Below are 20,967 nucleotides of genomic sequence, written 5' to 3'. Positions count from 1 at the left end.
TCATTCAATTTGATTTATCTGTCATTCTAAGTTTTATCCAACCTGCGCCGCCAGGTATTCCGATGAAAAGGCCACTGCCATGTTCCTTAAACTGCTTAACTGTACCCACAGGAATCTATCTGACCCTGGATCCATTCATTGTACCCACTAAAAGCGGGCAATTTTAATCTGGGGGAATCTTCCTTCGGAAGACTTTTGTTTTATAACTATTTGTTGTATAATCAGATAAAAGGATTTTGCGGCTGCGCTAAAATATTTCAATCAATTTGTTGCAGCTAATTCAGTTGCTATGTCTTACACGCAACTAACATTCACCTTTACAACAAATGATGGAAGTATACTCTGGAATTATATCACTGAAGAACAGGATAATATAAATCTCTTTTTAAACCTCTTGCCAAAAGCTGCTGTGATAAAAAAATAATAAATAACATAAAGGAGTGTATTGTTATGAAACTTAAACATTTATTTACCCCCTCACGCACCAAAAGTACTGTTCTATTGGCCAGTACCATCTTGACATTAACACCTGTTACATTTATTACAAGTTCAATGCCAGTTTATGCTACTGAAGCGGATACTACTGAAGTGGATGCTACTGAAACGAAAGAAACGCAGTTTTTCTTCAGAAATATTCCATGGTATTCAACTAAAAAAGAAACGGAAAAAATTCTTACAGATGGAGGAGCCAAAATACAAACAGCTGTATTTAAAGACAACATTCTCAGGATGGACGGAATAAACTATACTAATATAATCTCTGGTACTGACCGTGTTGATGGTGGCGGAATTGTTGGACGATACTCTGGAATTAATGTTGCTGGTTACGATGTAAGTGATACCTGTGCTTGCTATATATACAGTATTGACGAAAACGGTATAATTGATAAATCAGAGGACAATGCACAATTCTATTTCGGGTGGTATACTTTTGATTCTAATGATTATGTAGATGTGGAAGCGGTCTATAACGATTTGCTTCAGAAGCTTTCTTCTTTATATGGTACTGGAACCAGTAATACAGAAGATGATTATTTTTCAACTACTACCTGGCATGATTCATCAGATAACCAAATACGCCTCCTCATTGGTGCAAAAAATGAGGATTACACATATGTTACACTTGGGTATATGGTCTCAGATGCAGATGAGCGCCTTGATGAAATGCAGGTCGCTCTCGATAATGAAGCTATCGCCAATGAAGCGGAAAAACGTAAATCAAGTAAAGATAACGTTTCTGGGTTGTGAATATTCTTCTCCTGAAAAATCCATCTTATTTAAAGAGCCACTAACTGTGGATAGTAACTCATAGCTAATGGCTCTTTGTAGTTATTTTGGGAAGGTGATTTTCTTTGTCATTGTCATCTGCTAAGAGCATTTCTTTTACACACTCATACGGCCGGCAATTCATAAGCAGCCGTGGTCATAAGCGCAATTGCGTAAGGAACAGGTTTTATTGAAGCAATTAAAGCAAAAATATAATACTCTTCATAATGTGAACATAATCCATATGTTCCTCAATGAGCTGCCCTCCATTATCACAAATTTAAGAACGCCTTGGTGTTCTTGCTGCGAGACGCTAGTCATGCAAAGCATGTCACACTACATCTGCGAGCCTCTGCAATCCACCGGAGTCTTTATCTTCCTTAGTATTTATTACCAGTTTTCCTATGTGCTTATTATTCTTTTCTCAGTTCGTCCATCAATTCTTCAATTCTGTAAACAGCCATACAATCACAAGACTTTTCTAGTTCACCGCAGAACTTTAAAAACTTGTCACTATCTGTATGATAAAGTATATACATTATATTAAAGCAAGTATGATATTTCTTTTCATCCATTTCCTCCACAGGAAATGATTTTCTATCATACAAAATGTCAACAGAATTTTTTATAATATCTCGATAAGAAATATTATTAAAATATTTGCATAGCTTACATGAATACTCATATGCCTGATTTCCTTTTGTTGTCTCCTGCAAGTATTCAATATATTTTTTCACCAAGAATTTTCTCATATTGGTTTTCTCTTCAATAAATACTTGTTTTACTTTTTCAGAAGATAGGTGAAACATATCATAGCTGTAACTTAAAATTTCTTCTTTTCCGTCATGTATAATATTTTCTAGAATTTTCTGCAATCTAATTCTATATTTTTGCAAAGCACCAGTATTGTCTTCTTTGATTATATCGCTCCACACCATATATTCGTCAGCAAACTTATTTAGTTCAATAAGATTTTGAGCTTCCTCCATCTTGACAAGTAAATCTGGTAATAATCTTCTGATCTCCTCGTCTGTTTTATAATAATTTGGTTTGCATCCAGCTTGAAGAAACCCCTTATATTCTGCAATGATTATATCCTTGTCTAATACTATTTCATTCTTATAATATTGCAACAGCATTGATACTAAATTGCTGCTGCTTTTAATTCCTGCTAGATAATTCTTTATTCTATATTCCAGTTCATTACCAATTTTAACGTAACTATTATTAATACTGTCCTTTTCACTTTCTCCATCTTTTCTGTAATATAAGTTGTCAATAGATTCCACTACAATAGAAAAACATATTAATCTTATCTCATTTTTGAAATCTTCATTATCAATATCACTACAGTATGTATTTACATCATCATAAAATCTCTGTGCTTTTTCAAGAGTACGAAGATTTTTGACCTTATGCTCCGATAAAAATTCAGTGATAAACCCAGCATGTATATTTAGTTTACCCCAGTCCACATTATTGGGGCTTTCAGTAATATGATATATTCTATCAATTACCTTTTCACTGTATTTGTCTAATAATTCCTTGTTATTATCTTTTATCTCATCTAAATGTGCAATCAAAATTACCTTCACATAATTACAATGCTTTAGTTCTTCAACAATACCGAGAACTTCTTCCAAGCTTATCTGGGCACTTGCTCTTTCCAAATCATCTATAACAATAATATGGGGTGATTTAAACTCTTTAGATAATAATAAAAATAATTCTCTTTCTTTTGTTATGCTATAAATAATATCCTTTGCTTGACTGGCTTTCTTGCTAATTGATGACATGCTTTCTAGTATATCATTTACAATTTTACTCAACTTGCTGCCAATATTGTTTTTTAGTGCTAATTGGAACAATACCTCATGATATATTTTTTTAGCATCGTTAAGACCAAACATTGAAATTTTACAGACATTATCCCTATGTTCTAAGGCTTGGTTAACTGCATAAGATTTACCAATCCCCCACGTGCCGTCAAAAAGAATCGCTTTATATGGTAAATCATCTATCTTATCAACTATTACCTTAATGTAATCAGCGTTCATATTTATTCAATACTGCCTTTCTTTTCAATATTCTTTCTCTGCAATCTGCCGGCGGATATTTCACCGATGAGCAGCGATTGGATTCTTATCTTCCTTTACCATGAAATTATACCATATAAATCTATTTTATAATTCTTCTTTCATCAATATTTATTTAGAAGAGTTTGAAAAGATTGTTACAGTTTAGGCGCTCTCCTGTTCCCTGCTGGTAGTAAATTGATAAGTATGTTATACTGATAAAAACTAACTTCCACCAAAGAATGGCGGAAGTTATATCAGTGAGGTGCTAAATGACGGCTTTTTATTTAGTCAGACATGGGAAAACTGATTATTCCCAGAAGAACCGAAAGATTTATCAGGGTTTCGGCGTTAATTTATCTCCATTAAGCATGGATGGAATCAAAGAAATTCAAAATACATCAAAAGATAAACGTCTGTGTGATGCAGGTATTATTTTATCGTCCCCTTATACAAGAGCCCTTCAGACGGCGGCTATACTTTCAAAAGAACTACGGATAGGCATGATTGTTGAAACAGATTTGCACGAATGGATAGCAAATAAAAATTATATTTATGTAAGTGATGAAAGAGCTGCAGAGAGCTACCGTGAATTCGTCCAATTTAATGGAAATTACCCATCTGGCCGTGAAATGGATTGGGAGGACATGAACGCAATGAGAAAAAGGGTCCTGCCTGTTCTTGAAAAATACAAACGCTTTTCCAAAGTGATAGTTGTCTGCCATGGAATGGTGATTCAATCTCTCTGCAATGGATACCACCCACAAAATGGCGAGATTATAGAGTTTGAATTATAACAAGTGGTTCTATATATTTTTGTATAAAATCAACCCGGTCGAAAATCGTTGGTTTAAAAAATGATGTGACTGCTATCACTACATTTTCAGACGGATTTACATATATTACATTTCCACTATTTCCAATAGCCGAATATATATGCTTTTTTTCGTCTATAATCCACCAAAGACAGCCGTAGGACATATTTCCAAACTCTTCACCACATCTGTAATTTGGTTTTGTTATTTCCTCTATCCATTTAGATGACACAATTTGTTTTCCATTATGAATACCTTTGTCTAAGCAAAGCTGTCCTATTTTTGCCATATCAGCTGCAGATAAGCATAAACCATATCCGGCTGCGCCTATCCCCTTTGAATCACAAAACCATACATTTGTTTTTGGGGCTTTGCACATAGTAAAATGCTTATGCTCTTCGGCCGTTTCTGCGAAATAGTTAATATGTTTTTCTACTCCAACAGGTTCAAATAAATATTTATTTGCAAAATCAACAACCTTTAATCCGCTCATTTTAGATATAATACCTGTCAGGATATGTATACCTAATGTAGAATATTTAAATTCTCCGGTTAATCCTTTTCTTCCCCCCAGAATATCTAAAGCTGAAATTGTCCAGTCATCACTTGAACAGATTTTTGTCCAGGGCTCATACTTATATTTATAAGGTGCTGTCATAGTCAGCAAATGCCTGACTGTAACTTTTTGAATAGTTTTTTCTCCTCTCTTAATCTTATATTCAGGGAAGAAATCCAATACAGGCTGCTCTATACTTTTTATATAACCTTTATCAAGAGCAATTCCAATCAGTAATGCCACTATACTTTTCGTTGCAGACATAACATGACATGTATCTGTTTTTTTGTAATCATTCCATTCATCAGAAAATACTTCTCTGCCATCTTTAAAGCATGATATCTGGCAGATATTAGGCTGCTGCTTCTTAATAAAATCATGTAATTCTTTTTTATTCATACGATCCATCTCCTTTAAGAATTACTAGTATTCTACACCTTGACGTAAGGGGAGAGTCAAGGTGATAAGAAGCACAGCAGGAATTAGGTAAAGCCCCCAACTCTGCCCGGAACAATGAGACAAGTGAGTATACACAGCCCCAGGAAGACATACAGGAGCCGGAGTATGAGCAGGAGCTGGAACATACACAGCGCCGGCAGGCCACACCTGAAATTGAATATATCCATATCACATGCAGTCACTGTAATTACCTTGTATAATCAGTAAAACTGGTCTATAATAGCTTTATCAGATTACACACGAGGCTTTTTCTCCTTCTCACAGCTGCGGCAGTCAGAAGGAGCATTTAATACCCCGTGCATGAATCAATCATGAAGGGAGGAAATCACATGATTGCAGATTTTGCGGCTGCGGCCTTTCCATGGGTTGCATTTGGTATTGGCCTGGCACTTTTTATTTCTCACGCATCCATCAAAAAAACCAGAAACTGATTCCTCCTATTTTTTCCGGTTTAGTTTCAGTACAATGCCTCTCTTATCAGCCATGGTTCTGAAGAGTCCGGCAGCCTGGGCGCCCCGTTCCCTGAGCGGGGCATTTTCATCGTAATTTTCTTCAAGCTCATTCATCACCGTCTTTATATCCTCCAGTTCCAGCAGGTTCACAGCAAGACAGAAGAAGCTCTTGCGCCTCCCGTCATTATACTCTCTCAGCAGATAACGCAGTATTTCCACTTTTTCATCCAGAACAGCGCTGAATACTTCTATACCATCCCGGCGCAGACGTTCAAAGTCTCTCTGCACACTCCGGCAGGTAATAAATGAATCATAGGGTTCTGCCTTCGTATACTTTTCACATGGGTAATCAGGGCACAACCCGCAGTACTCCACTTTGCCATGCTCCTTTGCACATTTCACATAGACACAGGAGGGCCGCCCGCAGCCCGGACAGTGGTCGTTTTCGCTGATATGGTACATTGGGCACAGGCCGCAGCTCAGTCCGCAGAGGGCAAAGTGCGGGTACTCTCTCTTTTCATTTTTCATATGTATCCTCCATCTGGCATGTTTATTTTTCTTATCATACATCAGATAAACAGGAAATGCAAACTACGTTTATTATGTGGATTTTGCAAAGAAAACTTGACATATAATTTTAAAGGTATATAATAAATCTTGACAAGTACACTTGGCATCGCATTAAGCAATCGCCGCAAAATATACCAAATATAATACAGAGGTGGTCGTATGGAAAGAGATGAAATTCTGCGCAGAGCTCAAAGTAAAAAGCCAAATCAGCCCGATGAGATGGAACTTCAGATTGAACAGAAGGGATATGGTATCGCATCTTTCACTATGATAACATTATGTTTAATACTGATGATCATTAAAATGCTGGCCGGGCAGCCATGGTGGGATGTGTACGCTATATTCTTTTCAATGAAGACAGCACAGAGTGCCTACAAATATATAAAGCTGAAACGCCGGTCTGATCTCATAGTATCTGTACTGAACGGAGCTATGACAATTGCCCTGGTATTCTGTTATATTTATGAAGTCTTTTGACACAGGTGATATATGGACAATGATTTAGTATTGAAAAACCGGCTGAAAGCAGCCAGAGCAGAAAAAAATATTTCTCAGAGTGAGCTTGCAAATATGACAGGAGTCTCCCGGCAGACGATCAGTTCCATCGAGACAGGCCAGTTTAATCCTACAGCCAAACTGGCGCTTCTGATTTGCATTGCTCTTAATAAAAAATTTGAAGATCTCTTCTACTTTGAATAAATTAATTCAATCCTGCACGGTATTTAACTATACCGTATAAGCTGCCCGCTTAACCTCCGGTTAATTTTCTTGCCTGAAAGTTAACGCCGTTTCAATTGTCTGGCTTCTGTACAGTTGCTATAATAAAAGTATCGAAGTACTTCGCAAAACAACAAGGAGGTCATTTAAATATGAAAATCAATGAAATCATAAAGGAACGGCGCACAGCGCTTAACCTGACCCAGGAGCAGGTCGCCTCTTATCTGGGTGTGACAGCCCCCGCAGTAAATAAATGGGAAAAGGGAGGTACTTACCCCGATATTACCATACTTCCTGCACTGGCACGCCTGCTGGATACTGATCTGAATACACTGCTCTCTTTTAAAGAGGAGCTTACAAATCAGGAAATCAACTGTTTTTTAAACGAACTGACAACTGCTGCCTCTGAAAGAGGGATAGACGCGGCCTTTGATCTTGCCCGGGAAAAACTCCATGAATACCCCTCATGTGACAGTCTGACTCTGGGAACCGCCCTCACATTAGAGGGTACATTCATGCTTTACCAAAATGAATCTGTAAAACAGGAATACCTCAGCCTGGTGGAAACACTGTATGAACGGGCAGCCGGAAGCCAGGATATTGGCATCCGCAATCAGGCTATGGGAATGCTGGTCTCAAAATGTATGGAACGGAAGGAATACGACAAAGCAGAAAAAATGCTGATGGAAATCCCAGATGAAAATAGTTTTAACAAAATCGGGCTTCTGACAAAGCTCCATATGGCTAAAGGAGAATTTGCAGCTGCAGCAGAACTGACAGAGCGCAAGCTATTGTCCGAAGCATCTTTGATCGATTCCATGCTTTCCGTTCTGATCGATATTGCCTGGAAAGAGGGACGCACTGAGGATGCGCGGCAGATCGCCGATATTATCAGCCCTTTATCCAAACTCCTTGGACTATGGGATTACAATTCTTATCTGGGCCAGTTTGGACTCAGTGTTCTGGAAAAGGATGCCGATAATTTCATAAATACACTAAGTTCCATGCTTCCTGCTTTACTGCAGAAATGGGATATATCAGCTTCGCCGCTGTACAGGCACCTGGCCCAAAAGGAAGATTCCCAAAATCTGGGGAAAATGATGCTCCCCAAAATCATAGCAGATCTGGAAGACACTTCAGATCCAGAATATGATTTTCTCAGATCTTCTCCAAAATTCCAGGAATTTTTGAATTCTCTAAAGTCAAAGTGAAAATAAACTTAAAACAAAAATAGCCCCCAGCCGCAGGTGCTTTGATATTCCTCTTGTCCGCTTGACAAGGTAAATATCACTTCCTGCATAGCCGGAGGCTATTTATTATAATTCGGATCTTTGCTCATAATTCGGATTTCTGATTGTAATTCAGATCTTTGAACACTGTGTTAAAATCAGTCCGGAAAATTTCCACTAATGCAATCAATTCACCGACTCTTATACTGTAAGTGCCTGATTCCATCTGGGAATAAGCACTTCTTGTAACAGCAAAATTACGGAGCTGTAACTGAGCCGCCACTTGTTCCTGCGTCATCCTGGCTCCATTCCTCAGCTTTTTCAGATTTCCGCCTATGGAAAGCCCCTTTTCCTGTTTTATCTTCTGTTCCATAGAGTACTATCATACCTCTCTATCAATATTCCACACTGTTATCCCCATAATTAGTATTGATTTTAGTATAAAAATTAGGTACAATTGCAATAGATAGATTGCATTCTAAAATAAATACTCAAAATTTTGACCCGAACATGAATCTAAAAGTCACTCGATAATTTCTTTCACTGAATAGTATACAAAAAAAGAGGCAATGAAAAAAGTTCTTATTTTAGCACTATTACTTCTTATCATCAGCTGTACACCTCCGGATGCCGATCCTGGACCGCATTTCTCTATGGTCATATCAGCAGGAGACGAAATTATTTTATCTTACCGCAACGGTAAAGATGTTACGGAAGAAAACAAGCTTCAGCAGGCCAGGATTGAGAGCTCCATCAGCCAATTTCTCAACCGCAGCAGGTCAGATCTGGAATTTAAAGCATTCTGCATGCTGGAAGATGACGGAATGACAGTAGAAGTAACGCTCGATGACGTCTCATACACATTTATATGCAGTATGGCCGGGGACATCATCAATGTAGGCCGGACTGATAATAAAAGATTTGGTATTAGAGGTGGAATAAATACCTAGTTAGCCGTATAAAACATTACTACCTTGCCACCTTCTGGGTGACTTATGTTATAATATGCTTAGATATAGCATAAATGGAGGTACCACATGAATTGCAGCATAAGATCACTTTATCTGTGTGTCCTGAACATGGACAGAGCCATTTCTTTCTACGAAAAATTCTTTGAACGTCCAGTAGATGAAAAAAGTGAGCTATACAGTGTCTTTGACATTAACGGATTTCGGCTGGGGCTGTTTGCATTTGAAAAGATGAATGAACACCATATATTTGGAAGCAACTGCCTGCCCAGTATAGAGGTTGACACACCCGACATACTAAAAGAAAAGCTGAAAGGCCTGAAAATTGTTTTCCCTCTCACTCCGATTGGCAGTAACTGGGTTTCAGAATTTGAGGACAGTGAGGGAAACCATATCGAACTTACCGCCCCCATGAATCATGCTCACGGAGGAAACTGCTAAATGAATACACGGGAGTTTATCAATGATTATTGGAGATATGTGGCAGCTCAGGATGAACAGAACCTGCGGGGCTGCTTTCTGAAAGATGCCGTTGTCCAGTGGCATTGTACAAATGAGAAATTTACTGTTGAAGAATTTATAAGGGCCAACTGTGAATATCCAGGCAGCTGGAACGGTGAAATCGAACGTTATATACATATTGACAATATAGTAATAACAGCTGTCCGCGTATGTACAGACGATATGTCTTTCCATGTCTCTTCCTTCTTTTATCTTGAAAACGATAAAATCAGGACACTTGATGAATACTGGGGAGATGACGGGGATGCCCCTGAGTGGAGGCAGAAAATGAAGATAGGAAGCGTAATTAAGGAATCATAGAAAGAAGGTAATAATATGTTATGTCATTTGCGGGTAGATGAAAGCTCCCCACTCTGTACAAGATCCAATCAGGGGCAGATTTGTACAGAGTAATATAATTGCCCACATTGGATTTTGTACTTATAGGGATAAAAAAATTAATTAATCCTATGAGGAGATTTTCCAATGAAAACAAATACTTTTAAACGTTTTGTAATTTTCTGGTTCAGCCAGTCTGTTTCACAGCTGGGAAGCTCGATGACCAGTTTTGCGCTCATCATATGGTCTTATTCACAATCACAGTCAGCTTTGTCAGTTTCTCTGATGGCTTTTTGCTCTTATCTGCCATATGTGGCGGCAAGTATTTTTGCCGGTACACTTGTGGACAGGCACAGTAAGAAGGCCATTATGCTTCTGACAGATCTGGGTGCGGCGCTTTGCTCCGCCGGGATATTTATCTTATTGAATACAGGCGGATTGAAACACTTCTATATCTATGGTGTGAATTTATGTATCGGACTGATGAACTCCCTGCAGTCACCCGCCCAGTCGGTTGCCGTTGGCTTGCTGATACCTGAGGAGAAACGCTCACAGGCCAGCGGAATGGATTCCTTTGCCGGCAGCCTCATTACGGTAGTATCACCTGTCCTTGGGAGTGCACTCCTGGCTGCCGGAGGGCTGGGCCTTGTCTTAATCACAGACTTGCTGAGTTTCCTCTTTGCTTTCGTAGTCCTGTTTTTCTTTATCACCATTCCGGAGACACATACTGACAATATGAAGCAAACTGGAATATTTAAAGACAGTCCACAAGAGAGAAAGAAATCCGGCGGTGTTTTTTCTGGATTTAAGGAGGAAATCGTTTTTCTAAAGGAGCATAGAAGCATACGCAGCCTGATCCTCTCTATGGCCGCCATAAACTTCTTCTCATCACTGACATACGAAAATATACTTGGCCCCATGATTTTGGCCCGGAGCGGCTATAACAGCCATGTACTTGCTGCCGTCAATGCAGTACTTGGCATTGGCGGGATAGTGGGTGGTCTGATCGTATCGTTTTGGAGGGCTCCGAAAAATCCGCTCAGGATGATCTATTTTTCCTCAGCCATCTCTTTCCTTCTCGGTGACATGCTAATGGGATTTGGACAAAACTGTTTCTTGTGGTGCGCGGCAGGAGCTGCTGCCAGCCTCCCAATACCCTTTGTGATGGCAGGTCAGCACATGCTCCTGTATAAAGAGGTCCCTGTGGAAATCCAGGGGCGGATTTTCGCAGTCCGCAGCGCTCTCCAGTTTGGCACTATACCCGCTGCAATTCTTTCAGGAGGATTTCTGGCAGACTATGTGTTTGAACCCTTCATGCACTCAGGTTCAGCACCAGCCATGCTCCTGGAGCAGTTCGTGGGTCCAGGTCCGGGCAGCGGCATGGCTGTCATGTTCCTGTGTACAGGCATATGCGGATCTGCAATAAGCGTGCTGGCCTGTCACTGCAGCTGCAAGTTCAGATGAGCCTTATACATTTCTAAGATAAAAATCATATTCCGGAGGATAAAAGAATGAATGTACGTATAACAGTGTTAAAAACAGAACTCTACAAAGATATAGCCGATGAATATCTGTCAGAAGGCAGTCTGGCAGGTCCCTGTCCTATCCTGAAGGAAGGGGATTCCTTCCTGTACAGGTCAGACGAGGAGGCAGTTATGCCAAAAGGCTTATGCCCCTGGGCATGGATCGACCTCTATCCGGATATTGCCAAAATGTCCATAGAAAGAGCCGCCCGCAAACCAGGACAGGAGTATTGGTACAAATATGCCGATAAATCCATATCCTGCTGCAGGGACGGGGTACGGCCTGTCGTGTTCCTCCTGGAACGAACAGGGGACGAAGCGTAACATTTCAGCCTTCCTCTGTTCCGTCAGATCCTCTGCAGCTTCCATTTTCCCTTAATGTAGCGCACGGTAAAGCATATGGCCCTGAACAGCCAGTCTATTGTCATGGCTACCCATACTCCGAAGACTCCCATTCCCAGGAACTGTCCCAGCAGATAGCTGAATGCTATCCTGAAGGTCCACATGGAAATGATGGAGATGACCATTGTAAAACGCACGTCATTGGACGCCCTGAGGGTGTTTGGCATTGAAAAGGACATGGGCCATATAGTGACGCAGCAAAGGGCATGGTAAATAATGATCTGTGTGGTGATCCTGCCTGTGAGTTCCGACAGGTTATATATCTTTATGATAAACGGCAGAGCTGCCACCACAAGGATATTCATTCCCACCATGCATATGTAAACAAGCTTTATAAGCTTCTTCGTGTACATTTTAGCCTGATCATAATCATTTGCGCCCACACACTGTGAAACAACTGTGAGGATTGCAAATCCCACTGCCATACCCGGCAGTATCTGGAACATTGCTATCGTATTTGAGACTGCGTTTGCGGCTATAGATGCTGTCCCAAAGGTTGCAACCAGGCTCAGGACAAGGATCTTGCCCAGCTGGAACATGCTGTTCTCCAGCCCGTTAGGTACTCCTATATGCAGGATCTTCTGAATCATCCTTCTGTCCGGCTTCCAGGAAAACGGTTTGCTGATATGTACCTGCTGGTTCTGTCTGCGAAGAAGGGCCATGATCAGGGCTGCGGCCGCTATCCTGGATACGAGAGTCGGGATTGCAGCGCCTGCGACACCCAGCTTCAGGCCGAAGATCAGAACGGCATTTCCTGTGATATTAATGGCATTCATCATCATTGATGTCTGCATGGAGATTTTTGAGTTCCCCATAGACCTAAAAAGCGCTGCTCCGCAGTTGTACAGAGCAATAAACGGGATAGACGCCGTCACGATCAGCAGATATGTCTTTGCATGTCCCATGACATCAGCCTCTATACTTCCGAAAACTCCGTTCAGGATCAGGTTCTGCCCTGCGTACATGACAGCCATGACTCCCACTGACAAGATCAGTGTGAAGATCACCAGCTGGTCCGCCGCCCTGCAGGCATCCTCTTCCCTCCTGTGCCCTATGAACTGCCCTGCCACCACGGCTCCGCCTGTGGCCAGGGCAGCAAAAATGTTGATCATCAGCACCATCACAGTGTCAACCAGGGATACGCCGGAGACTGCCGCCTCCCCCACGCTGGCAATCATAACAGAGTCGGCCATCCCCACTGTCACTGACAGCAGCTGCTCGATTATCAATGGTATGATCAGCTGGCGCAGCTGTTTATTTGTAAACATCATTTCTTTTCATCCTCCAATTCTATGCTTATCCTATGGCTGTATCCGGAAACTCCCGGGCATATCATTTTCTTCCAGATGTTCCTTAATAACTGACCACTCTTCCTTCAGCCGTTCCAGAGAAAAAGCGGCATTGGCAGGGCTGGTGGACGGCAGCTTTATACAGCTTCGTCCCGCCGCGGGCAGTAAATATTTCTGATACAGCTGCCAGGCCTTACCTCCGTTTGCATATATCTGCCGGATATCCGCCTTCTCTAAAATGACAGACAGGTCTGCCGGAACTACATTTCTGATAGAACTGTCACTGGAACCTATGATGTCACAGCTGTCAATCACATCCCAGATACTGATCTTGCTGTCCTTTAAGAATCTTATCTTCTCTTCTGTGCCCACAGGCGTATCAGCTCCTGTAACAGCTGCCAGGACCTTCCAGAATCTGTTCTGGGGATGTCCGTAGTAAAATTCATTCTCCCTGGATTTGACTGACGGAAAGGTTCCCAGGATCAGGATTCTGGACTTGCCGTCAAACACTGGTTCAAATGTATGGTGCAAATGTTCATATTCTCCCATTTATTAATCCTCCTCCCAAAATTATAGCCCTTTTTAACAGGTGATGCAACAAAAGGCTGACAAAAAGGCACTGTCCGGCCATAGACCTGATACAGTGCCTTTGTCAAGAAAGACTGCTTTATATCCTTAAGCTGCCACGAATTTGGAAATTTCTTTCCTCAAGTCATCGCAGTTTTCTTCATAAACTTTTAATTCAATCTGGTTTTTGAGGCCAATACTCATGATTCCCAGTACAGATTTGGCATCTACGATGATCCTGCCTTTTTTCAGATCCATCGCATATGGATATTTTTCTACTGTATTAACAAAATCTAATATCTCTGACGGACTGTTAAAAACTACCTTTAAATTATTCATTATCTATATCTCCTTTTCAATCTAATATATAAGTAATATCCCCGATATTGTGTTTTATTCATCTGTTGTTGATAAAATACCATATCCTTTCCAGAAAAGGAGGAGTAAATATTTTAGATAAGTAGAAAATTTTAATCAGTTTCGACATAAAACCGCATCAGACGACGCAAAATGATACTCCGCCCCTGTGTCTACAGGCATCAGGTGTTCATTTTCCTGTATTCTGCCGGCAGCATCCCCGTCTCATCCCTGAATACTTTGCTCATATATTTAGGATCGGAGTATCCCGCCAGATCTGCTATCTGGTTCAGCTTGAGAGTGGAGTTCACCAGCAGCTCCTTCACCTTCTCGATCCTGCATTTCCTTATGGTCTCTGAAAAGGTGGTGCCTGTCTCCTTTTTAAACTGTGTACTCAGGTATTCCTCCGATACATGCAGCTTCCTGGCTATTTCCTCCAGGGTTACACCCTGGTTATAATAATCCTGTATCATCTGCTGCGCCCTCTGTACCATAGCGCTGACAGTCAGGCTCTCCTCCCCTTCTCCGGTTATCACCACCTTTACAAAAAACTGGCGCAGTGCATCTCCGATCTGGTACCAGGTCACTGCTCTTGAGATCGTCTGAAGCATATTCTGGGCAGAGAGCTCTTCCTGAAGATTCCCATATTCCTTTGCGGTATTTAAGACAGCAAAGCAGTATCTCAGACATGCCTCCTTGATCTCTTTGGGGTGGAATCTGCCCTGCCTGCATCTCTCCTTAAACTCGAAGTAGCTCTTTTTAAAAGTTTCCTCATCCCTTTTGATAATAGCCTGTCTTGCCTGTGTCTCCAGTTCCAGGGGATACTTCATAGGGGCTGTTTCCAGTTCTCTTATCCTGGCGGGCGTGATCAGACTGCCTTCTTCAATCACCAGATTCCATTCCAGGTCCTGGCGCATCTGCCTGATGGCTGTTTCCATCATTCCAAGTCCCCCGGCCTCCTGCCACATGCATACCACAGGCCTCTTTAAGCTGCCCCGCAGCATGGGGACTACAGCTTTCTCGAAGTAGGAACACAGCTTTTCCCCGTCCTCAGGTTTATACAGGACTGCCACGAATTTACAGCGGCTTGGAAATTCCAGAAGGTGCATAGAAAATTCACTGCTGTGCCTGCCCACCTCCTCCAAAAGCTGTCTTGCCTGTGCCTTCTGGGACTCATACCCTTCACCCAGCCACACAAGGAACAAATAGAGTCTGTCATTCAGCTTCAATTCATATTTGTCTTCTATCAGCCTTCCCATCTGCTCATCTATGGTCAGCTGTCCGGTAAGGCAGCCCATAAAAATATTGTCCAGGGTCAGGATGCTCTCCTTGCTCTGCTCTTTTTCAAGGGATGACCGGATCTGGCTGAGCGCCTTTTTTAGCTCCGGTATTTTTATTGGTTTTAAAAGATAATTCTCTATCCCCAGCTCGATCGCCCTCCTGGCATATGTAAATTCTGAATATGCGCTGAGCACAAGAGCCTTGCATGTGATCTTCTCCTTTCTGATTATCTCCAGCATCGTCAGGCCGTCCATATCAGGCATTTGGATATCCAGTATGACAAGATCCGGCCTTGTCTTCCTGATGACGTCCAAACCCTCCTTTCCATTTGAGGCCATTCCTGCCACCTCGTACCCGGGATCGATTTTTTTCAAGATCCGGCCCATACCCTCCCGTATAGGCGCTTCATCCTCTACAATCACTATTTTCATTCAGATTTCCCCCCATTTCTTCCAGAGGAATAAAGAGATGCACTCTTGTATACCTGCCGGCCCTGCTTTCAAAAAACATGTCAGCCCTGTCACCATAATACAGTTTTAATCTTTTCCTGACGTTGGCAACTCCCAGGTGCTCCCCTTCATCTCCTGTCTCTTTATTAAGTTCCTCCACCTTGTTCTTACTCATACCCCTCCCATTATCCTCTATAATGATATGCAGCTGTTCTTCCAGCTTTTTTATGGAAATTTTCAGTATACACTCCCCTTCTATATTGTACAGACCATGCTTGATAGAATTTTCCACAAATGGCTGCAGAAGCAGCTTATGTATCCTGCATTCCAGCAGGCCGTCCGGCACGTCTATGATCGTATTCAGCTTCCGCCCCAGTTTTGCACTCTGAAGAAGCATGTACTCATCCAGCCAGTACAGCTCCTTTTCAATTGTTGTCTCCCCGCCTGCATTTCTCACTGTGTAACGCAGGATATCAGCCAGGGCGCCCACCATCCCACTTATTTCATACTCTTCTTTTTCAATGGCCTTCCAGTTGATAGTGTCAAGTGTATTATACAAAAAATGAGGGTCGATCTGCGCTTCCAGGGCAGAGATCTCCGCATTCTTCTGTTCCACTACAGCCTGTTTTACCTGGCCCACCAGCGCATCTATCTGCTCCACCATCTCGTTGAATCCCGAATATATCTTTTTCATTTCACTCGTTATCCCCTGGTTTATAGTGAGCCTGGCGCCAAAGTCTCCTTTTTCCACGGTTTCCATGGCATCCACCACATTATCAAGAGATTTGAGTACAGGCCTTGTTGCAAAATAGACTATACCAAGGAGGGCTGCCATTATCCCCACCCCTATAAATACCCAGAAGAGCGCCTGCTCTCTCACTGTCTTACTGTACACATCGAGAGAGTGGAAGTTGTAGATGTTCCAGCCGCTTGTCTCATTCCTTCTGGATGTAACAAGCATATTTTTAGTTGGAATATCATTTATATTTTTTCCTATATCTTCATTATCAGGGGCGCTGATGATCATATTTCCCCGGCACAGGTATATACTCTTCCCTTCCCCGGGATCAAGCGCCTTTTCCAGGATCTCCTCATTGATGCTCATCACCACTGTTCCCAGCTTTTTATGTATATTCCGGTAATCCACCAGATTTCTTGCTATCTGGATAAGATAGATATTATCCTCATTCCTTTTCAGAGGGACTGTGACGGCATAATAATCTTCGGCCGCATTTATATCCGGTACCCTGACTTTAGATGCCCACTGGGCATTTGAGGAGGATGAAGCCAGCCTGTCATAGTAGATGACCTTCTCATCTCCTGCTGTACGCAGCGTGATCCCCACAACTCCGTCATTTCTGTTGCAGATGTGGCTCAGTTCCCGCCGCAGCTTTCCTGTATTAACGTCTTTATCATCCACGCCCTCGTTGACAGATTCCACAATCTCCACAATACTGTCATCCGTGCAGAAATCATACAGGATTGTTTTGTACTTATCCAGTACCATATCCAGCACCTGGTCTGCCTTCTCCAGATTGCTTTCAATCTGCATTTCAAGAGTCTCCTGCATATTTGCCTTTAAACGCAGAATGGAAAACAGCGCCATGAGCAGCATAGGCAGAACAACTACTGTAAGGAAGGCCGGGATCAGCACCTGTCTGAGCGTTATCTCCCTTTTCATCGGCTTTCCTCCCTGATGTCCCTTATCTTACGGGCTGCTTCTGCAAGTATCTCCCCCTGTTCTCTTTCGCCTATAATCACATTCTCCATGGTTTCTGCCAGGATAAGTGAGATCCTTGGCCACTCAGGTGTGATCTCCCTGGTCCTGGCAGTTTCTAACAGCTCTATACTCTTTTTCTGGAGAGGGTCGTTCTTAAACTGACCGCTGATTATATCTTTCCTGCACGACATCACCCCAAGACCATCAATATATGACGCCATCCTGTCCCCATCGTTCAGATACCGTAAGAACTCAACAGCTTCCTGCTGGTGTTCTCCCGGTGTCACTGCCAGTATCTCTCCCCCTGCTGCCGCCACATGCTGCCCGTCTGAGGGCACAAAAGTCACACCAAAATTCAGCTCAGGATTGGAATTCTCCAGCGCGCCTATAATAGAGGTTGTATTTATCATCATTGCAAGCTTTCCGTCTGCAAACTGGTTCTTCACATCTCCCAGGGTCATATTCATATTTTCCCTGCTCATGGCGCCGTCTTCTATAAGCTGTGCAATAAATGAGAAGGCCTTAGCGCTGTTTCTGGAATTTATATCAGTCACATGGCCTCCCATAGACCACAGTACGGGCAGAAAGCAGTAAACGCTCTCTTCACTTTTTACAGCAGCCATGCCAAATCCATAGTGCTCCTCATCTGTCAGCGCATGGGCTGCCCTGCGGAAATCCTCCCATGTTTCAGGGACATCCACATGTGCCTCCTCCAGCATGTCCTCATTGTAAAACAAAGCAGTACAGTTGAGTCCAAATGGCATCCCGTATATCCTGTTTCCCACTGTACAGGGCTTTAAGGCAACCTCCTGATAATCCTGAAGCCCTTCTATCTCATCTGTCAGGTCCACAAACGGCTGGGCATCATACAGAAACTGAAAATCTGATGAGTCCACGATAGCCACATCCGGAGCACGCCCGTCCGCCATAGCCAGCACAAGCTCCTTCTTAAAATCTTCATCCGGAATATATTTCACCTGCAGGCTGATATCTTCCCTGCTCTCATTAAACCCCTTCACAAGCCCGTCCAGAGTTTTCTGATGGCTTGGAGTATCCCAATAACACCACAGTACCATCTCTTCCTTCTCTGTCTCCGTCTGCACTGCTTCCTTTACACAGCCGGACAGGCTGCTGCAGCCTGCCAGCCCCGCCGAAGCCAGAACCGAAACTGCTGCCACTGCAATATATATAAGTCTTCTTATGTGTTTAACACTCATAAAGCGTTTACTCCTCTCTGTAAAACCAGATCTATTCCCGCTATATGGCTATTATAAATTGGATTGTATACAATTGCAATGTGAAATCCCTGGCGGCACTGCGCTTCATGTAAACAGCAAAATTCGCCGTTTCGCGCTGCAGCCCTCGGGATTTTCGTGCAAAATACGCACGAAAACACCTCGCGGGAATAAAAAAAACTGCCCATGGAATGCGGTATAAGCCTTCCGGACAGTATTCTTTTTTGTAACTATTCAGTACCCTTTGTCCTGCGAAGATATAACTATACACCGCAGAGCGGTAGCGCCAGGTACTGAACAGCTACTCTCTTTTAATGCTGGTGAAGATATTTCTCCCTTGTAGCCAGTCCCCCTCTTATATGACGTTCTGACTTATTGACCTCCAATACCTTCCTGGCTTCCCTTGCCAGTCCGGGATTCGTCTGTGAAAGACGCTCCGTTACATCCTTATGTACCGTACTCTTGCTGATTCCAAACTTATTCGCTGCCTGCCTCACTGTTGCTTTCGTTTCAATAATATAATTGGCAATCTCTACTGCCCGCTCTTCGATATAATCTTTCAAAGGATAAGCCTCCGAAGATGCTGTTTTTACAGTGTATGCTTGACAATTAGCGAATATGAATCAGACATTATCGTGCGAAACACGCCCATCCGTAAGGATGTCGCCATCTCCATGACAGGAATCCTTCCAATATAGATTTATATTTTCCATATTCTCCAAAATCCTATCAGCTATTTCAATATGGACATATACTTCATTTAATATATGCTTGCTATATCTTAAATAGGTACCTTGTGTTTTCTTCACTATAAGCTCTGTAAAGTACCTTTCCCAACTGAGATATTTACTGCTCTCCGCATAATCATATGGTGCATCTAAAAATGCTGGAAGCTCACTGTCATGAATGACACCTGATTTCAAAATCAGCCACTCAAATGATTCAGGCAGATACAGGACAATATCTTCCCGAATCTCCATCAGCTTTATCACTTTTTCCATTTCTGCACCAAATGCCGCCCCATCTGCAATGACCAAAATCTTACCGACATTATGCTTCGTGAGATATGAAAATATATTAGACTTCCCTTTCGCAGAAATGCATTCTAATCTCCGCTTTTTGCATATAGTATAAAAAAACTGATATCCCGAATTAGCATCTTCTGTGAGCACCGTATCTGGCCTAACCTCATTTAAAAAGTTACCTTTGCCATACAACTGGTACAATTCATTATATGTCTGTTTAAGTGATCCATATTTGCCAGAATTTCTAATACCATATATTTCATTCACACTATATGGCAGAGTGGAAAGACTTTCTCTGGTAACAATAACATAATAATTATCAGTCTTTTGAAGTTCTGACGCAAAATCCTTTGATGAAACAAATCCGCTTACCTCATCGATAAATACAATACTGTTTTTAATAGACGCTAATTGCATCTTCCAATTTCTTCCTTCCAGCACAACACAGCTCTTATTGCACTGCAATTTTATTCCACTTTCCACTCCATTTTCATAATATTCACGTACCATATCCACTAATACTGTCTTCCCAGTGGCACTGTCCCCGCGTATTATAGTAATATTTCTTTTAATTTCAAAATCATATCGAATCCTTTTGTTTTGGATTATAATTCTATATTTTCCTGTCATATATATATCACCTATACAAAATGTCCGGCAATCGGAATCAACTCTTTCATACTATGCACTATTTGATTCGTATTTAAAATACGAATTGAAAACACACCTTTGCCAAAATCCATCAGATGCCTGAGATTAATGGTGATATCCTGCTGTTCAGCTATCTTCAATATCCACTTGGCACAGTTGTCTCCACAAGCTGAAGCGTTAAACACCTTATATGGCTCATTCTTGATCAAAATTAGTGTCTTTACACCTCCAGACAAATTGGTTGCCGGTATCTTTCCCAATACCGGGCTGTCTATCACTCCGCTGTCCAGCACCTCCGACTTATCAATATCCAAGATCATCTCTTTTGCCTGAGCATCTGTAATCCAGTTATCTTCATATACATTTTTAAAATAAACCGAAGTATTGAAAATAGCGTCCGGCATATCGCCATAACATATGTTTAACATAACAACTCGCTCCTCTACACATTTTTATTTTCTAATCTTACAAAATTTTGGCAATTCATCCCTCAACCTGTAGAGGTGGGAGGATTCCTCAAT

The 20,967-nt window shown here is 41.9% G+C and carries 23 protein-coding genes; 10 read left to right on the top strand and 13 right to left on the bottom strand.

Going from position 1 to position 20,967, the window contains the following annotated elements; translation table 11 throughout:
- The first annotated feature begins 450 nt into the window (after positions 1-450).
- Entirely contained in the window at positions 451-1,248 is a 798-nt protein-coding gene (locus NSB28_RS19370; RefSeq protein ID WP_109748187.1) for a hypothetical protein, read from the top strand.
- Positions 1,249-1,679: 431 nt separating this feature from the next.
- Here NSB28_RS19370 and NSB28_RS19365 read toward each other — a convergent pair whose 3' ends face one another.
- Positions 1,680-3,323 (bottom strand): P-loop NTPase family protein, encoded by a 1,644-nt coding sequence (locus NSB28_RS19365; protein WP_109748188.1) that lies wholly within the window; start codon positions 3,321-3,323, stop codon positions 1,680-1,682.
- 290 nt (positions 3,324-3,613) lie between these two features.
- Here NSB28_RS19365 and NSB28_RS19360 point away from each other — a divergent pair, with 290 nt between their 5' ends.
- Positions 3,614-4,138, top strand: a complete 525-nt coding sequence (locus NSB28_RS19360; protein ID WP_109748189.1) for a histidine phosphatase family protein — start codon at positions 3,614-3,616, stop codon at positions 4,136-4,138.
- Here the strand turns inward: NSB28_RS19360 and NSB28_RS19355 are convergent.
- Entirely contained in the window at positions 4,119-5,111 is a 993-nt protein-coding gene (locus tag NSB28_RS19355) for a serine hydrolase domain-containing protein (protein WP_109748190.1), read from the bottom strand. The genes NSB28_RS19360 and NSB28_RS19355 overlap by 20 nt on opposite strands.
- Before the next feature lie 497 nt (positions 5,112-5,608).
- Entirely contained in the window at positions 5,609-6,151 is a 543-nt protein-coding gene (locus NSB28_RS19350; protein WP_109748191.1) for a DUF3795 domain-containing protein, read from the bottom strand.
- 201 nt (positions 6,152-6,352) lie between these two features.
- Here NSB28_RS19350 and NSB28_RS19345 point away from each other — a divergent pair, with 201 nt between their 5' ends.
- From NSB28_RS19345 to NSB28_RS19335, 3 genes are all read left to right on the top strand, one after another.
- The gene (locus NSB28_RS19345; protein WP_109748192.1) at positions 6,353-6,670 is read left to right on the top strand and encodes a DUF6442 family protein; all 318 of its coding nucleotides are present in this window, start codon (positions 6,353-6,355) and stop codon (positions 6,668-6,670) included.
- A gap of 12 nt (positions 6,671-6,682) precedes the next feature.
- Entirely contained in the window at positions 6,683-6,892 is a 210-nt protein-coding gene (locus NSB28_RS19340; RefSeq protein ID WP_109748193.1) for a helix-turn-helix transcriptional regulator, read from the top strand.
- Positions 6,893-7,062: 170 nt separating this feature from the next.
- Complete coding sequence (locus NSB28_RS19335) at positions 7,063-8,121, top strand: helix-turn-helix domain-containing protein (RefSeq protein WP_109748194.1); 1,059 nt, start codon at positions 7,063-7,065, stop codon at positions 8,119-8,121.
- A 124-nt stretch (positions 8,122-8,245) separates the two neighbouring features.
- Here the strand turns inward: NSB28_RS19335 and NSB28_RS19330 are convergent, their stop codons facing one another.
- On the bottom strand, positions 8,246-8,512 hold the full coding sequence (locus tag NSB28_RS19330) for a helix-turn-helix domain-containing protein (protein WP_109748195.1): 267 nt from the start codon (positions 8,510-8,512) through the stop codon (positions 8,246-8,248).
- A 196-nt stretch (positions 8,513-8,708) separates the two neighbouring features.
- Here NSB28_RS19330 and NSB28_RS19325 point away from each other — a divergent pair, with 196 nt between their 5' ends.
- The 5 genes from NSB28_RS19325 to NSB28_RS19305 all read left to right on the top strand — a co-directional run bounded on the left by NSB28_RS19325 (position 8,709) and on the right by NSB28_RS19305 (position 11,794).
- Positions 8,709-9,089, top strand: a complete 381-nt coding sequence (locus NSB28_RS19325) for a hypothetical protein (protein ID WP_109748196.1) — start codon at positions 8,709-8,711, stop codon at positions 9,087-9,089.
- A gap of 87 nt (positions 9,090-9,176) precedes the next feature.
- Positions 9,177-9,548, top strand: a complete 372-nt coding sequence (locus NSB28_RS19320) for a VOC family protein (RefSeq protein WP_109748197.1) — start codon at positions 9,177-9,179, stop codon at positions 9,546-9,548.
- Positions 9,549-9,929: a hypothetical protein gene (locus NSB28_RS19315; RefSeq protein WP_109748198.1), complete on the top strand. Its 381-nt coding sequence runs from the start codon at positions 9,549-9,551 to the stop codon at positions 9,927-9,929.
- A gap of 165 nt (positions 9,930-10,094) precedes the next feature.
- On the top strand, positions 10,095-11,411 hold the full coding sequence (locus NSB28_RS19310) for an MFS transporter (protein ID WP_109748199.1): 1,317 nt from the start codon (positions 10,095-10,097) through the stop codon (positions 11,409-11,411).
- Positions 11,412-11,458: 47 nt separating this feature from the next.
- Positions 11,459-11,794 carry a TIGR04076 family protein gene (locus NSB28_RS19305; RefSeq protein WP_109748200.1) on the top strand — a complete coding sequence of 112 codons (336 nt, stop codon included), beginning with the start codon at positions 11,459-11,461 and terminating at the stop codon, positions 11,792-11,794.
- Between the two features lie 23 nt (positions 11,795-11,817).
- Here the strand turns inward: NSB28_RS19305 and NSB28_RS19300 are convergent, their stop codons facing one another.
- The 9 genes from NSB28_RS19300 to NSB28_RS19260 form a co-directional block, all read right to left on the bottom strand.
- Positions 11,818-13,143, bottom strand: coding sequence for an MATE family efflux transporter (locus NSB28_RS19300; protein WP_109748201.1), 1,326 nt, complete (start codon positions 13,141-13,143; stop codon positions 11,818-11,820).
- 30 nt (positions 13,144-13,173) lie between these two features.
- A complete protein-coding gene (locus tag NSB28_RS19295) occupies positions 13,174-13,710 on the bottom strand; it encodes a DNA-deoxyinosine glycosylase (RefSeq protein WP_109748202.1) in 537 nt (178 codons plus the stop codon).
- 126 nt (positions 13,711-13,836) lie between these two features.
- Positions 13,837-14,067 (bottom strand): HPr family phosphocarrier protein, encoded by a 231-nt coding sequence (locus NSB28_RS19290; RefSeq protein WP_109748203.1) that lies wholly within the window; start codon positions 14,065-14,067, stop codon positions 13,837-13,839.
- A gap of 200 nt (positions 14,068-14,267) precedes the next feature.
- Entirely contained in the window at positions 14,268-15,797 is a 1,530-nt protein-coding gene (locus NSB28_RS19285) for a response regulator transcription factor (RefSeq protein ID WP_109748204.1), read from the bottom strand.
- Positions 15,772-17,496, bottom strand: coding sequence for a sensor histidine kinase (locus NSB28_RS19280; protein ID WP_109748205.1), 1,725 nt, complete (start codon positions 17,494-17,496; stop codon positions 15,772-15,774). Before NSB28_RS19280 ends, NSB28_RS19285 begins: the two co-directional genes overlap by 26 nt.
- The gene (locus tag NSB28_RS19275) at positions 17,493-18,752 is read right to left on the bottom strand and encodes an ABC transporter substrate-binding protein (protein ID WP_109748206.1); all 1,260 of its coding nucleotides are present in this window, start codon (positions 18,750-18,752) and stop codon (positions 17,493-17,495) included. Before NSB28_RS19275 ends, NSB28_RS19280 begins: the two co-directional genes overlap by 4 nt.
- A 329-nt stretch (positions 18,753-19,081) precedes the next feature.
- Positions 19,082-19,333, bottom strand: a complete 252-nt coding sequence (gene spoIIID / locus NSB28_RS19270) for a sporulation transcriptional regulator SpoIIID (protein WP_109748207.1) — start codon at positions 19,331-19,333, stop codon at positions 19,082-19,084.
- 60 nt (positions 19,334-19,393) lie between these two features.
- The gene (locus NSB28_RS19265; protein WP_109748208.1) at positions 19,394-20,425 is read right to left on the bottom strand and encodes a translation initiation factor 2; all 1,032 of its coding nucleotides are present in this window, start codon (positions 20,423-20,425) and stop codon (positions 19,394-19,396) included.
- An 11-nt stretch (positions 20,426-20,436) separates the two neighbouring features.
- Positions 20,437-20,874, bottom strand: coding sequence for a DUF4869 domain-containing protein (locus NSB28_RS19260; RefSeq protein ID WP_109748209.1), 438 nt, complete (start codon positions 20,872-20,874; stop codon positions 20,437-20,439).
- Positions 20,875-20,967: the final 93 nt, after the last annotated feature.

This window comes from Murimonas intestini, from assembly GCF_024622195.1.
Taxonomy (GTDB): domain Bacteria; phylum Bacillota; class Clostridia; order Lachnospirales; family Lachnospiraceae; genus Murimonas; species Murimonas intestini.
This window is presented reverse-complemented; position numbering and strand designations above follow the sequence as displayed.